Below are 13,536 nucleotides of genomic sequence, written 5' to 3'. Positions count from 1 at the left end.
AAAAGCGCTCCCGCGGCCTTTGGGCCGGGGTGGCTAGCTCGCGTTACTGCTGGTGAGGGTCTCGTTGCTGGGGCACGATGCCGTTTTGGCCCGTTAGCTGGCTCGTGATGTCGCTGTCTGCAGGCTGGGCGGCCTCAATCTCTGCAACGTCGTCGTCGAGATTGGAGGTTCGAGCCTGAGACGCAGGAGCGGACTCTGACGGCTTCTGCTTGGCCGACTTTGAATTCGCGGCCGCAGTGATGGGGTCTTCGATTGGGCGGTTCGCCACCTCGTTTGCGGCAGCGACGGCGCGGGCCAGCTCCGGGTTAGTCGACATGTCGAACCAGTCCTCGTCGCGGCCCTGGTCTGCCTCTTCCTTCGTCTCCCGGCTGACGGCTGGAGGTTCGTAGCGGAACACCCCGTCGACATCCTTTTGTCCGAATGCCCGGGCGAATGCCTCCAGGCTGTCGCCAAACTGGGAGGGAACCATCCAGACGGTGTTGCCGTCCTTGTTGGCGAGCTCGGGGAGCTTCTCCAGGTACTGCCAGGCCAAAAGCTCGGGAGTCAGCTGCGAAGCCTTGACTGCGGCATTGACCTTCTGGATTGCACGGGCATCGCCCTGGGCCTCCAGGTATTTCGCCGCGCGAGCACCTTCGGCACGGAGAATAGTAGCCTGGCGTTCAGCCTCCGCCGCCAGAATTGCTGCGTGCTTGTCGCCCTCTGCCGCGAGAATCTGTGCCTGCTTTCGACCTTCCGCGGTCTTAATCTCCGCTTCCCGGGTACCTTCGGCCGTCAGAATCATAGCGCGCTTTTCGCGGTCGGCCTTCATCTGCTTTTCCATGGACTGCTGAATCGACGGCGGCGGTTCGATGGCCTTCAGCTCCACGCGGGCGATTCGCAGACCCCACTTTGCTGTGGCCTCGTCCAGTTCGCCGCGCAGCCTACGGTTGATGTAGTCGCGCGATGTCAAAGTCTCTTCCAGTGTCAGGCCACCGACGACGTCGCGTAGCGTAGCCGTAGTAATCTGCTCGATGCCGAAGATGTAGTCGGCGATGCCATAAATCGCGCGCTCCGGCTCATTTACCTGGAAGGTCACGACGGTATCGATTGCGACGGTCAGGTTATCCTCCGTAATCACCGCTTGCGGAGGAAAGGTCACCATTCGTTCGCGGGTGTCAACCTTTTCACGAACGCGGTCAATAATCGGAATGATGAAGTTCAGACCGCTGTTTAGCGTCTGGGTGTATCGGCCGAGTCTTTCGACGATAGCCGCCTCCCCCTGCGGAACAAGGACGATTGCCTTGAGCACCAGGACAATGACGATTAGGACGATGACACCGAGGACGAATAATCCTGCCATGAGGAACCTCGTTTCTAGTCTCGTTCGTGCTGGGTTGGTAGATTAAATTGTCTTGTCGACGACTGCTGTGTTTCCAGAAATCTCCACGATTGTGACCCGCTGCTGCGCAGCGAAATTCTCACCCGGAACGAGTGCGCGGGCACTCCAGAGGTCTCCGCCGACCTTGATAAGGCCTGCCGACGCTGACACATCCTCGATGACAACGGCGTCTTTGCCCGGCAGTAGCTCTGGACGTGACTCCAGCTCGCTCGATTTGTCCCCTACGGCCATGCGTCGCCGGAGCATAGGGCGGACAGTGAGCACGAGGGCGACGGAGACTACCGCGAACACGGCAACATCCACCCAAAGAGGCGCTCCGAGCTGGCTGGACCCTGCCGCAGCGAGTGCGCCTCCGGCCAACATCAGCAGTGACAAATCCGCCACGATAATTTCGCCGAGGGCCAAGAGTAGAGATGCGCCGAGCCACAGGAGAGGAATCACGCCTCCACCCTACCTTTAGTACTGAAGGTGTGGCTCAGTTACGAAGTCAACTAGTCGCTCTACGGCCCCGATTAGATCCGATTCCAGATCGCGGTAAGTATGGACCGCGCTGTAGACCCTTCGCCATCCTTCTTTTGGATCAGAGCCCCAGCCGAGGCGCTCGCAGATTCCGGTCTTCCAATCCTCCCCATAGGGAACCGTCGGCCACGCCTTAATCCCGACCGCTGCCGGTTTTACCGCTTGCCAAACGTCGATGAAAGGATGCCCGGTTACCATCACGTGTGGCCCGAGCTGCTGCGTCATACGGGATTCTTTTGACCCTTCTACCAGGTGGTCTGCCAGCACCCCGACGCGACGCTGCGGGCCCGGACGAAATTCCGCGAGCTTCTCCGCCAGGTTATCCAGGCCCTCCAAATACTCGACGACCACTCCTTCAACCCTCAGGTCGTGGCCCCATACCTTCTCTACAATCGCCGCGTCGTGGACACCTTCGACCCAGATGCGGCTGGGCAGCGCAACCTTGGCCTGCACGTTTTCCACCTTGCGCGAACCGGACGCCGAAAGATTCTTTGACGCCGGCACAGGCTTTGCCTTAGGACGCACGAGGGTTACCGGCTTCCCGTCGATCATGAATCCGCGTTCATTCATCGGGAAAAGCCTGGCTACGCCCCTGCGATCCTCCAGACGGACGCACCAGCCGTCGAACGTCTTCTCCAGCCCGATGATCGCACCGACGAATCCATCGTACGAGGCCTCCACAACGACTCCATTGCGCGCCTCGACTTCCGGAGCTGGCTGAGGAATGCGCCTGCGGTGGCCGCGGGCTCCGCCGAGTACGTCCTGATTGCGGTAGGGGTCGTTGAAACTCATGAGATTAGAGATTAACAGGTTAATCTGAGTGGACTATGCAACGACGAGTTCTCGATCAAGTCTGGACCCCAACCCAGCACATCGCCCTCTGGCTGGGTGCCTGGCTCACCGGAAACGAAGGCTACGACCACACCACGGATGCCTTGAAAAGCCTTGGTGGGCCCTCCTCGACACCCGGGTCGCTCGTGCTTGCCGACGCCGTTGTACCCGATGCCGTGGACGTCGATAAACCATTGGGGCTCAGCGAAATGATGCGCCTGCTGAAGGCGGCGACAGAAGGCGGCGACTGGGCGGAGGACCCGCGGGCACTGGTGCGGCTGGTACTCGGCGGTCCCGGTGATGCCCCGCTTCTGACGGCGGGAACTGAAGCGGCGACGGCCACTGCGGCGGCGGGCGGTGCAATCGTGGTCGCGGATGCGGAGCCCGGGTTCCACCACGTCCTAGTGAAGGAAGACGATTCTTGGCTCTGGTTTACTCTGGAGGGGCACCTGCCGGAGCCGGCATACCTGAGTCCGGGCGAGGCTGACCTGCAGTTGGCGGATGCCGCACGAGAGGCGGCAGCGACAATTGCTGCGCTGCCGAAAGGGCACTCTCCGGCGGCCAGCGGGAGGACCGACCCGCGACTGATGGTCGGGTTGCTCGACGACCACCTTGACATGGCCTTTGTCCCGGACGCAGTGCCGAGGCGTGCGCTCGGCGTTTTGGCGAGGGCGGACCGGGTCTCCTCTATCCTGGCGATTGCGCAGGGCAGCGAATCCGGCGTCGGCGGCAGCGCATTCGACCCCCAGCTCATCCCGCTGTGGAAGAAGATACGCCAGGCGAGGATGAGCGCTGTCGAATACGCGGTCCGGGATTGGACTCGCTAGCTGTTCACTTGCCGCGGACGCTGTGGGACGCAACAGTCTAGCGCGCAGGGGGAACCGTTGCAGGAGTTACCGAGTAGTGGTGCCTCTCCCAGCCGTCGTGGGGTTGCGCCGCGCAGCTTTTCCTCGATGAGCTCGACAATCATGTCGGTAAACGTCTGGGTGGGGCCCGGCGTAGCGACGCGCTCGATGACGATGTCGTGGTGCGCCATCTCGTCCTGAAGCTCCGAGTCGAGATCCCACGCCACCTCGACATGGTCGGAAATGAAGCCCACGGGGCAGACCACTGCCGCATCTACTCCCCTGGCCACGAGGTCCTCCACATGGTCGACGATATCCGGCTCCAGCCACGGCACGTGTGCGGGACCCGAGCGTGACTGCCAGACGACGTCGTAGTCAACGATTCCGAGCTGCTCCGCAATAAGCCGCGCGGATTCGTGGACCTGACGGGAATAGAGGTTTCCGCCAGCATCTGCCGGCCCCGAGGCCTCATCCGCTGAGACCGGAATCGAGTGCGCGGTAAATACCAGGCGCGCGCGGTCCCTGCGTGCGGCCGGGATCTTCACCAAAGATTGCCGGACAGCGGCGACATAGGCACCGATGAAAAGGGGGTGGTCGTGAAAACCGCGGAGTTTCTCGAGGTTAAATGCACTGTCTCCTAGGTGCTCGCGAATCCGTGCGATGTCCTCGTGGTACTGGCGGCAACCGGAATAGCCGGACCAGGCGCTAGTTGCGAACACGAGGGCATTTTTCACGCCGTCTGCCGCCATCTGCAAAGCGGTGTCCTCCGCCATCGGGTGCCAATTGCGGTTGCCGAAGTAGACGGGAAGAGCGATTCCCTTCACCTTCAGTGCGGTCTCCAGGTTGCGGATAATCTCCCGGTTGAGGTTGTTGAGCGGGGACTTTCCGTTGAAGTGGGAATAGTGCTCCCCGACCTCATCGAGCCGCTCGGGTGGGATTCCGCGGCCACGGGTGACGTTTTCCAGGAAGGGGCGAACATCTTCCATCTTCTCGGGGCCGCCAAAGGACAGCACCATAATCGCATCGTAGTTTTGGGAGGACATAGTGCCTGAGTCTATCCCCCGATACTTAAGTGACACTGAGACCGACTTTTACTGGGGAATTGTGCGATTGGCGACGAGGTGTGCTGTGATAGTCGCCGTCAGCGCGAAGAAAGCCGCAATGAGAAACGGCCTTGGGTTCTCGGCCCTCTTTAGTTCGTATCCAATGTCGTCCTCGAGCGCAGTGTAGGCGTCGCGAAGTTGCTCAAGAGAAGCGGCACTGTAGAACTGTCCCTCGGTCTTGCGCGCAATCTCGCGGAGGGACTCATCGTCGTTCGGTACCGGAATCGGTTCGCCCTGGACGGTGATGATGCCATCTTGCGTACCAAATGAGATAGTGCTGATTGGTATGCCAGCTTTCGCCGCCTCATCCGCGGCCGTAAAAGCACCGCGCGGATCGTCCAACTCCTGCGGGACCGTTTGCTTGCCGTCGGAAAGCAGGACTATTGTCGCCGGCGGTGTGCCCTCTGCCTCTCCCTTAATGGACTCGGTCAGCTGCTTGATCGAGTCCAACGCTGCGGCAATCGCATCGCCGGTAGCTGTTGCCTGGTCCAGTTGGGCCCCGTCGAGCGCACGGATGACGGTGTCGTGGTCCGTGGTTGGGCTCACCGGAGTTTGGGCGCGACCCGAAAAAGTCACCAACCCGATATTGAGATTGTCTGGAAGATTCTCGATAAATTCGCGTCCCGCAGCCTTCGCTGCGGAGATACGATCTGGAGTCACGTCGGTCGCAGACATGGAAAGTGAGACATCCACAACCATCATTACGGTCGCCCTGTTCCGAGCTACCTTCGTCTCCGAGATAGGCCCAGCGAGACCAATGATCACTAGGGTCAGGGACACTAGAGCGAGCGCGACCGCCGCATGGCTCACCCAACCTCTCACGCCCGACGCGAGCTTTCCGACGATGGCAAAGTTGCCGAAAGCTATAGCCCGCCGCGCGCGGTTACGCGTGCTCAGCCAATAGAACACGGCGCCCAACGCGGGAAGAGCTAGAGCAGCCAGCCAGGTGGGGTGAGCAAAGATTGAATTCAGGAAATCCATCGAAGCCTACCTGCTAGTTCCTACCTATTTGCCGTGCGAAGTCAAGGACCCAGTCCCCGTCTGTACGCAGAGTCACTACCTTAGCCCGCACCGAGCGCAACTGGTCCAGTACCTTGCGGTGGTGCTTGGCCGCTTCCATTGCGTATTGTTTGCGAGTCTCGGTGTTGATATTCAACTCGACAGTCTTGCGGGTAGCGGAGTCAGCCAGCACGACGGGGCCCGTGCCGGGTAGTTCCTCGTCGGCCGGGTCCACCAACCTGATGGCGAGAATGTCAGTCTGCGCTGCGGCTACCTTGAGAGCGTCGCCCCAATCTAGTGGTCCGAGAAAATCGGAAATTATGACCAGCAATCCCGGACGTGGGGAACGCGTCATCGCGATGTCTATATCCGTAGCAAGTGTATTTTCCCCGTGAGCATTTGCCAGGCGGTGCAGCAGCTGCAGATTATGAGCACGCCCCGCCCCTGGGGCTATCTGGACAGGACCGGCTATCAGGCCGGTGCGCGAACCAGGGGCGTCGTTGAGCATCGCGACTGCTCCAGTCGCTGCGGTGAGCAAATGCCGTTTGGTGGTGCCGGATACCCCGGTGGCGAGGCGGGCGGCGGGTTCCGCTACTACCCAGCATTCGAGCTCGCGCTCAGCCTCCTCCGTGCGAACGTGGGCGACTGAAGTTCGAGCAGTGACGGCCCAATCCATCCTTCGGACGTCGTCACCGATCACGTACTCGCGCGCGGCATCGGGCTGCGAACCGGGGCCATTGTAGGAGGAAAGGAAATTTCCACGGAGCAGGCCGTTAAGCCGACGCTGAACAGTCAACTCGATGTAGGCGAGGACTCGTTTTAGGTCCCTTGCAGTCGCCTCTTGGCCGGGAGTCTCCGCACTCTGCGTCTGCGCGGGATTGCTTTTAGCCATGGGATTGCTTCTTTAAGACTGTTGTTCCTCAGCGGACTGCGGCAGCCGGACGCGAGACAGAACCTGGTCGATGACGTGCTCGGGGGTTATGCCATCCGCAAGGCCCTCGTAGCTAAGGACCAGTCGGTGGCGTAGAACATCCGGGAGCACCGAGACTACATCGTTGGGTACGACGTAGTCTCGGCCGGAGAACAGAGCGTGGGCGCGTGCCGCCGCAATCGTTCCGAGCGTCGCGCGAGGCGAAGCGCCATAGGCTAGCCAGCGGTCCACGTCTTTCAGATCTGCACGCGACGGAGATCGGGTGAGCTCGACGACCGCGACCACGTAGTCAATTAGGCTGTGGTGCACAAATACTTCGCGAGTGGCCCGCTGCATATCCCGAACCTGTTCGGGAGAGAGAACCTGCTGCGCAACTGGCGGCGTGGCACCCATTCGGTAGACAATTTCGCGTTCTTCAGAGGGACTCGGGTACCCCACGAGTATCTTGAACAGGAATCGGTCCCGCTGCGCCTCAGGAAGCGGGTAAACACCCTGGTTTTCAATGGGGTTCTGAGTTGCGAGGACGAGGAACGGCTCCGGCACGGGACTGGTATTGCCAGCGATTGATACCTGGTGCTCCGCCATCACTTCCAGCAGAGCGGACTGCACCTTGGCCGGGGCGCGGTTGATTTCGTCCGCGAGGACGATATTGGCCATTACAGGGCCGTGCTCGAGGAGAAACTCCGAGGTGTCCTGGCGGAAGATCCGCGTGCCGACAATGTCGGACGGAACCAGGTCCGGAGTGAACTGGATGCGCGAGTAGGACCCGCCCATGACCTTGGCAAAGGTGGATACGGCGAGTGTTTTGGCAACGCCCGGGACTCCTTCAAGAAGGACGTGACCCCCGGCGAGCATCGCGATGAAGAGCTGCTTGCACAGGTGCTCCTGTCCGACGACTACCTTGCCGAGTTCGGCGTACGCCCTTTCCACAGTGGCGTGCATTTCGGCGTCGACAGGAGCGTTTGCGTGAGTCACGTGAGAACCTTCTTTGGAAAATGAGAGTGCTGCCAGCCGGAGAAAAAATCAATGGGCAATCGCGGCCATTGGTAACGGCAGGCAGCTAATTCGGCTAGACCAGTCGGACGACGTTCGGCGTCATTCCGTTATAGCGGACCGGCGAAATCTTGACCACAGAACCGGACTGTGGAGCCTCAATCATCTGCCCATCGCCAAGGTAAATGGCGACATGCCCGTGACCGTTGGGTCCCCAGAACAGCAGGTCACCGCGCTTCATCTGGGACACCGGGTAGTGCGTGCCGCGCTGGTACTGGTAGCCCGTGTAGTGCGGAAGGTCAATACCAATTGCAGCGAAAGCGTAGATAGTCAGGCCTGAGCAGTCGAAACCAACCTTGTTGTAGTCTCCGTGCGCGTCGGCGACACCGCCGTCACGGATGCCCTTGGTCGGACCATTGGCGTTGCCGCCGCCCCATGCGTACGGAACGCCGAGCTGACCCATTGCACGGGAAATGACTGCCTCGATCTTCGCGCTCGAGGAGCCCGTGGAGGCCTGACCTGTTTCGGGGTTGCTCGGGGTTGCCGTCTGCGCCGGGGTACCGGCCGCAGAGCTAGAGGAGCTTGCCGACGACTCCTCCTCCGCTGCGTTTTCCTCGCTACTCGAGCCGGTCGATCCCGTGGAACCCGCTGAGCCCGTGGACTGTTCGGAGTTTTCGGTGCCGGCTCCGGAGGAAGACGAAGACGAGGACGACGAGGAGCCCTGAGCGGAGCTGCTATTGCTGGAGGAGTCGGAAGAGCCCGAAGAGCCCTGAGAACCGCTGGACTGCGCAGTGCCGGACTGAGTTGTGCCAGCCTGCGCGCTGCTGGACTGACTCGAACCGGTGTCGGAATCAGAGGACGACTCGGACGCGCGAGTCTGCGCTTCCTGACGCGCCTTCGCGGCGGCCTCGTTAGCGGCCTTCTTAGCGGCAGCGTCCTCGGCTTCCTTGCGGGCCTTGTCGGATTCGTACTCGGCGCGCTTCTGGTTCAGATCGTTGACAGCGCCTCGAGCTGCTTCCAATGCGGCTTTGGCAGCTTCACGTTCAACCTGAGCCTTCTGGTACTGCTCCTGCTCTTTCTGCAGCTCTTGGTTAGCGTCCGTGTAAGCAGACTCTGCTTCAGTGTGACGCTGCTGTGCGGTGTTTTCGGCCGATTCAGCCTGAGCCTTTTTATCCCGTAGCGACGACTCCTGGTTTGCAGCCTCAGTGCGGGCCTTATCCATGTTGTCGACCGTCTTCTGCTGCTTCTCTGCCTCACGACGGATAGCTGCCTGGCGGTTAAGCGCCTCTGCTACATCGCGTGCACCTTCGAAGAACGTGCTCTGCGAAGATCCCTGGCGCATAATCGAACGGGCTAGCTCATTAAACTGCTTCTGCGCGTTGCGGAGATCGCTGTGAGCACGGTGAAGCTGGTTTCGAGCCTCGTCGACAGCTGCGCGAGCCTGATCTGCGGCGTTACGTGCAGCTTCAAGGTCGACCATTGCCTTGTTAACGGATTCACGCAGCGTGCCCATGCGGAGTTCAAGGTCTGAAACTTGACGCTCGTGTTGGGTGACATTGGCGACCAGCGCCTGAAGAACGTTAGTGGCGTGCGCGGCTGCGTCTTCGGCCTGTCGAATCTGGGCATTGCTCGGATTAATTGGCTGCGCCGCGGCGACCTGCGAGTTGGTCGCAACGAGACCCGCAATCATGACGCCAGCGATGGGGCGTGTCCAATGGGATGCACGGAACTTCTGATTTCGCGACACCACTTGACTCCTAGAAAACTGTCTATATTGGCGCGCAACTGCTCTCGCCGTCGAGCCAACGACTTCCCCATCGCTGTCTCTTCGGTGTCGGCAAACATCTCGGGACTGAGCCCTCTAATGCTGCCGGTTGATCAATTGCGCTCTTTCATTAGTCAACCCAGGTAACTTGAGACCTCAGTTAACTTCATGCAGAACATTACGGCCCATGAACACCTAATAAAACATAAGTAACAGTTTCAACACGAGTGAAGCGCTTCGTGACCAATTCGTTATACCGCCCAGCCTGCGGATTTGGATTTCGTAATTCATCGTGTGAAATATGTCACACTTATGACTTTTCTCGGCATGTCGCTACCACTTGGTCATTGTTAAAATTATGCGCAAGAATGCCCGGTCAAGCGTCATTGCTTGACCGGGCATCGAGTGGATTTGCCCCTAAAATTCAGGGGCGCGGAGGTCTACTTGGCTCGTTTCTTTTTCTGGAACTATCGACTTTCAGTCATCTTGGTCGCAGGTCTTTTCATCCAGTAGGCGGTCAACGCGAAAAAGATTGCGATTATGACGGCGCCGACGATAAGGCTGTAAATCGTCCACGGCACGGAATATGAGCCCAGGTCGTCCAAAAGTGCGTTGAGTGATACCACCGGCTCTCGAACATGCTCGAGGTAGTCTTGTTCTCCCTCGGCTATAGCCGCGCGCGGAAAATCCTCGGAGGCGACAGAGACGAAATTGGGCGTCCGGATGATCGCGGTGCCGCCGAGGTCGTGTGCTATCTGGCGCGCCATAGAAAAGTAGTCGGCATTTATGTCGAAGTTGTCGTAGGCGAGGATATTGATATCGCTCTTCTTAGCTGCTGGATGTTCGTTCAATACCGTCTGTAGGGCGTCTTTTAGCTGACCGTTAGAAGTGACAACATCCTCGTTCTGTAGGAGTTCAATAGCCTTGTCAAGCGGCATTGTTTCGAGCGTGTATTCCTTAGCCATTGCTTTAAGTGTGGGCCTTCCGGATGGTGGTCTGGAGGCTCGGTTAGAATCCGTAACCCATCTTTCGTGAATTGCTTGAGTCGGCTTATGGGCCATGGGTGTACGCGGAGTTCCGAGCGTGCCTCTTTATATTGCACCGTTTTTCTGGCAAACGGGGGTAGCAAAGGTCGGCGCGCCGCAATCTGTTGTGTCCTGCAGAACGCTTGTACTGTTAAGGTGGTTTCTAAGGACGAGGACACGCCCTCCGGGTCTGCGCGTTGAGCCGCGTAAGGGCCAAAACTAGTGGTTCGTTGCTTTAATGGAGTACTAGGGGGCGACGTGCTCGCACCTGCGCCCATCGGAGTGCCGAATTCGAGTGCCGGTATTTCTCCGTAACATGGCGTTTACTCACCCGAAGAGAAATGGAGCTGACTGTGGCTGAAAGCAAGAACTCCTTCAATGCAAAGCGCAAGCTTGAGGTCGGCGGTAAGTCTTACGACTACTTCGCCCTCGACGCTGTGCCTGGCATGGAGAAGCTGCCCTACTCGTTGAAGGTTCTCGGCGAGAACCTGCTGCGCAACGAGGATGGCGCAAACATCACCGAGGATCACATCAAGGCTATTGCGAACTGGGTTCCGTCGGCCGACCCGTCGATCGAGATTCAGTTCACCCCTGCTCGCGTCATCATGCAGGACTTCACCGGTGTTGCCTGTGTTGTTGACCTTGCCACCATGCGTGAGGCTGTTAAGACCCTGGGCGGCGACCCGGACCAGGTTAACCCCTTGAACCCGGCTGAGATGGTCATCGACCACTCCGTCATCATCGAGGCTTTTGGTAGCGAGGATGCCCTTGCTAAGAACGTCGAGATTGAGTACCAGCGCAACGAAGAGCGCTACAAGCTACTGCGTTGGGGTACCGGAGCATTCTCTAACTTCCGTGTTGTTCCTCCGGGAACCGGTATTGTTCACCAGGTCAACATCGAGTACTTGGCTCGCGTTGTCTTCGACAACGATGGTCTGACCTACCCGGACACCTGTGTTGGTACTGACTCTCACACCACCATGGAAAACGGCCTGGGTGTCCTGGGCTGGGGTGTCGGCGGTATTGAGGCTGAGGCAGCAATGCTCGGCCAGCCGATTTCCATGCTGATTCCGCGCGTTGTCGGCTTTAAGCTGACCGGCGATATCAAGCCGGGCGTGACCGCTACCGACGTCGTTCTTACCGTCACCGATATGCTTCGCCAGCACGGCGTTGTCGGCAAGTTCGTCGAATTCTACGGCGCAGGTGTCGCGAAGCTCCCGCTGGCTAACCGCGCCACCATCGGTAACATGTCGCCGGAATTCGGCTCGACCGCCGCAATGTTCCCGATCGACCAGGAGACCGTCAAGTACCTGGCGCTGACCGGCCGTGATGAGAAGACTCTGGAGCTCGTCGAGGCTTACGCCAAGGCTCAGGGCATGTGGCTGGACGAGAACACTCCGGAGGCTGAGTACTCCGAGTACCTCGAGCTGGATCTGTCCACCGTCGTTCCCTCCATTGCTGGCCCGAAGCGTCCGCAGGACCGCATCGAGCTGTCGTCCGCTAAGGAGCAGTTCCGCAAGGATCTGCATAACTACTCTGACGGTGAGGTCAAGGAGCCGGTCAAGGCTTCCGCCGCTGATTCCGAGCTGGCTGCTGACTACAACGAGTCCCGTCCGGGCAACGGTGAATCCGCAGCCGAGGGCGCTGAGGGCCGTCCGTCCTCCCCGATTACCGTCACTTCCCCGAAGGGCGGCGAGTACACCCTCGACCACGGTATGGTCGCGATCGCTTCGATCACCTCCTGCACCAATACGTCGAACCCGTCCGTTATGGTCGGCGCTGGCCTGCTGGCCCGCAAGGCACTGGAAAAGGGCCTGTCCGCAAAGCCGTGGGTCAAGACCATTTGTGCTCCGGGCTCCCAGGTCGTCAACGGCTACTTCAAGCGTGCTGATCTCTGGAAGGACCTCGAGGGCCTCGGCTTCTACCTTGCCGGTTTCGGCTGTGCTACCTGTATCGGTAACTCCGGCCCGCTGCCCGCTGAGGTTTCTGCCGCCATCAACGAGGCTGACCTGGCCGCTACCGCAGTCCTGTCCGGTAACCGTAACTTCGAGGGTCGCATCTCCCCCGACGTTAAGATGAACTACCTGGCTTCCCCGATTCTGGTTATCGCTTACGCGATTGCTGGCACCATGGACTTCGACTTCGAGACCGACGCTCTTGGTCAGGATGCCGAAGGCAACGATGTCTTCCTAAAGGACATCTGGCCGTCCACTGAGGAAATCGAGGAGACCATCCAGGCCTCCATCTCCTCCGAGCTGTACGACGAGGACTACAAGGATGTCTTCGCTGGCGACGAGCGTTGGCAGAACCTGCCGACTCCGGAGGGCAAGACCTTCGCATGGGACGACGCTTCCTCCTACATCCGCAAGGCACCGTACTTCGATGAGATGGGCATGGAGCCGGAGGCTGTCTCCGATATCAAGGGCGCCCGTGTCCTGGCTGCTCTGGGAGACTCGGTCACCACTGACCACATTTCCCCTGCATCCTCTATTAAGCCGGGCACCCCTGCTGCTCAGTACCTCGATTCCATGGGCGTCGCACGCAAGGATTACAACTCCCTCGGTGCTCGCCGTGGTAACCACGAGGTTATGGTCCGCGGTACCTTCGCTAACATCCGCCTGCAGAACCAGCTGCTTGACGGCGTTTCCGGTGGCTACACCCGCGACTTCACCCAGGAGGGCGGCCCGCAGTCCTTCATCTACGATGCTGCTCAGAACTACAAGGCTGCCGGCACCCCGCTGGTCGTCATCGGTGGTAAGGAGTACGGCACCGGCTCGTCTCGTGACTGGGCTGCTAAGGGAACCCTGTTGCTCGGCGTCAAGGCTGTCTTCGCTGAGTCCTTCGAGCGTATCCACCGTTCGAACCTGATTGGTATGGGCGTCGTTCCGCTGCAGTTCCCGGAGGGCGAGTCCTGGAAGTCCCTGGGCATCGACGGCACTGAGACCTTCGATATCGAGGGTCTGGAGGAGCTGAACAACGGCACCACCCCGAAGACCGTCAAGGTCACCGTCACCAAGGAGTCGGGCGAGTCCTTCGACTTCGACGCTGTTGTCCGCATCGATACCCCCGGTGAGGCCGACTACTACCGTCACGGCGGCATTCTGCAGTTCGTTCTGCGCAACATGATCAAGGGCTAAGTTTCCTTGG

11 protein-coding genes are annotated in these 13,536 nt (G+C 59.7%); 2 read left to right on the top strand and 9 right to left on the bottom strand.

Translation table 11 applies throughout. The annotated features are described in order from the left end of the window. Positions 1–43 precede the first annotated feature (43 nt). Genes CLAC_RS06255 through CLAC_RS06245 form a run of 3 tightly spaced genes read right to left on the bottom strand, consistent with a single transcriptional unit; the run spans position 44 to position 2,689 of the window. A complete protein-coding gene (locus CLAC_RS06255; protein ID WP_082313170.1) occupies positions 44–1,339 on the bottom strand; it encodes an SPFH domain-containing protein in 1,296 nt (431 codons plus the stop codon). A 42-nt stretch (positions 1,340–1,381) separates the two neighbouring features. Beyond that, positions 1,382–1,819 carry an NfeD family protein gene (locus CLAC_RS06250; protein ID WP_053412168.1) on the bottom strand — a complete coding sequence of 146 codons (438 nt, stop codon included), beginning with the start codon at positions 1,817–1,819 and terminating at the stop codon, positions 1,382–1,384. Positions 1,820–1,834: 15 nt separating this feature from the next. Continuing rightward, complete coding sequence (locus CLAC_RS06245; protein ID WP_053412167.1) at positions 1,835–2,689, bottom strand: DUF3097 domain-containing protein; 855 nt, start codon at positions 2,687–2,689, stop codon at positions 1,835–1,837. A 35-nt stretch (positions 2,690–2,724) separates the two neighbouring features. Between CLAC_RS06245 and CLAC_RS06240 the strand changes: the two genes are divergently transcribed. Beyond that, positions 2,725–3,555, top strand: a complete 831-nt coding sequence (locus CLAC_RS06240; protein WP_053412166.1) for a hypothetical protein — start codon at positions 2,725–2,727, stop codon at positions 3,553–3,555. On the opposite strand, the gene CLAC_RS06235 is transcribed toward CLAC_RS06240, so the two are convergent. The 6 genes from CLAC_RS06235 to CLAC_RS06210 form a co-directional block, all read right to left on the bottom strand. After that, positions 3,552–4,616 carry a ferrochelatase gene (locus CLAC_RS06235; protein WP_053412165.1) on the bottom strand — a complete coding sequence of 355 codons (1,065 nt, stop codon included), beginning with the start codon at positions 4,614–4,616 and terminating at the stop codon, positions 3,552–3,554. The two genes, CLAC_RS06240 and CLAC_RS06235, sit on opposite strands and share 4 nt — an antisense overlap. 48 nt (positions 4,617–4,664) lie before the next feature. Continuing rightward, the gene (locus CLAC_RS06230) at positions 4,665–5,657 is read right to left on the bottom strand and encodes a VWA domain-containing protein (protein WP_053412164.1); all 993 of its coding nucleotides are present in this window, start codon (positions 5,655–5,657) and stop codon (positions 4,665–4,667) included. Positions 5,658–5,670: 13 nt separating this feature from the next. Further along, positions 5,671–6,567 (bottom strand): DUF58 domain-containing protein, encoded by an 897-nt coding sequence (locus CLAC_RS06225; RefSeq protein ID WP_082313168.1) that lies wholly within the window; start codon positions 6,565–6,567, stop codon positions 5,671–5,673. Between the two features lie 12 nt (positions 6,568–6,579). Then, positions 6,580–7,548 carry an AAA family ATPase gene (locus CLAC_RS06220; RefSeq protein WP_156324877.1) on the bottom strand — a complete coding sequence of 323 codons (969 nt, stop codon included), beginning with the start codon at positions 7,546–7,548 and terminating at the stop codon, positions 6,580–6,582. Positions 7,549–7,675: 127 nt separating this feature from the next. Continuing rightward, complete coding sequence (locus CLAC_RS06215) at positions 7,676–9,346, bottom strand: DIP1281 family NlpC/P60 protein (RefSeq protein WP_156324785.1); 1,671 nt, start codon at positions 9,344–9,346, stop codon at positions 7,676–7,678. A gap of 485 nt (positions 9,347–9,831) precedes the next feature. Continuing rightward, positions 9,832–10,329: an Rv1476 family membrane protein gene (locus tag CLAC_RS06210; protein ID WP_053412162.1), complete on the bottom strand. Its 498-nt coding sequence runs from the start codon at positions 10,327–10,329 to the stop codon at positions 9,832–9,834. A 413-nt stretch (positions 10,330–10,742) separates the two neighbouring features. Between CLAC_RS06210 and acnA the strand changes: the two genes are divergently transcribed. Then, positions 10,743–13,526, top strand: a complete 2,784-nt coding sequence (acnA, locus tag CLAC_RS06205; protein WP_053413311.1) for an aconitate hydratase AcnA — start codon at positions 10,743–10,745, stop codon at positions 13,524–13,526. Positions 13,527–13,536 lie beyond the last annotated feature (10 nt).

The organism is Corynebacterium lactis RW2-5 (assembly GCF_001274895.1).
GTDB classification, from domain to species: Bacteria; Actinomycetota; Actinomycetes; order Mycobacteriales; family Mycobacteriaceae; genus Corynebacterium; species Corynebacterium lactis.
The sequence above is the reverse complement of the archived record's forward strand: the minus strand, read 5'-3'. Positions and strand labels throughout refer to the sequence as shown.

Bases quoted from the DNA above. Each gene is read 5' to 3' on its own strand.
- CLAC_RS06240 (WP_053412166.1), top strand. From the start codon at position 2,725: ATGCAACGACGAGTTCTCGATCAAGTCTGGACCCCAACCCAGCACATC.
- CLAC_RS06245 (WP_053412167.1), bottom strand. From the start codon at position 2,689: ATGAGTTTCAACGACCCCTACCGCAATCAGGACGTACTCGGCGGAGCC.
- CLAC_RS06235 (WP_053412165.1), bottom strand. From the start codon at position 4,616: ATGTCCTCCCAAAACTACGATGCGATTATGGTGCTGTCCTTTGGCGGC.
- CLAC_RS06210 (WP_053412162.1), bottom strand. From the start codon at position 10,329: ATGGCTAAGGAATACACGCTCGAAACAATGCCGCTTGACAAGGCTATT.
- CLAC_RS06255 (WP_082313170.1), bottom strand. From the start codon at position 1,339: ATGGCAGGATTATTCGTCCTCGGTGTCATCGTCCTAATCGTCATTGTC.
- CLAC_RS06225 (WP_082313168.1), bottom strand. From the start codon at position 6,567: ATGGCTAAAAGCAATCCCGCGCAGACGCAGAGTGCGGAGACTCCCGGC.
- CLAC_RS06230 (WP_053412164.1), bottom strand. From the start codon at position 5,657: ATGGATTTCCTGAATTCAATCTTTGCTCACCCCACCTGGCTGGCTGCT.
- CLAC_RS06220 (WP_156324877.1), bottom strand. From the start codon at position 7,548: ATGCACGCCACTGTGGAAAGGGCGTACGCCGAACTCGGCAAGGTAGTC.